A 601-nucleotide genomic window follows, 5' to 3' on the forward strand; every position below is an offset into this window, starting at 1 on the left:
TTACTACACTGCTGGGGAGAAAGAGCCACCAGGTGTTTGGTATGTCGCTCCGAATTCATTTGGGCAGAGGAATACCTTGCTTGGTATCACTGATGGTTTGTCCTTTGCTGGGGTTGACTCGAAAAAGTTTGCAGCGCTCACTGCTGGCCGCCACCCCGAAATCGGTGAAAAACTGGTTCAAAACGCCGATCAAAAAAATAGAGTGGCGCTTCATGATTTCACGCTAAGTCCGCCTAAATCTGTTTCTGTGATTTGGAGTCAGGCTGGGGACAAGGTGAAGGGCAGGATTGAAGATATTCAGAATGAGGCGGCGCGCGAATTTCTGGATTACATTTCAGTTCATGCAGTGACTCGGCAGGGGAAAGCAGGCGTAATTCATAAAAGTGCGTTGGTCAGAGGTGCGATGTTCAGTCATGGGAGTAGCCGCGAAAATGATCCGCAGCTGCATACTCACTGCGTCGTCATGAATGTAGTTGAGCTAGAGGATGGCAGCACGGGAGCGCTTGAAAATAGGGAAATGCTGCGCTGGCAAGGGGCCGCGGCATCGCTTTACCACGCTGATCTAGCATATAAATTGGGAAAGGAAGGGTTTCCAATAAGG

Annotated in this window: 1 protein-coding gene; it reads left to right on the forward strand. The window is 49.9% G+C overall.

Going from position 1 to position 601, the window contains the following annotated elements; genetic code table 11:
• On the forward strand, positions 1-601 hold a 601-nt coding region (gene mobF, locus AC066S_RS39070), incomplete at both ends, for a MobF family relaxase (protein ID WP_478271942.1).

Source organism: Bradyrhizobium sp. CFUWI (genome assembly GCF_056429085.1).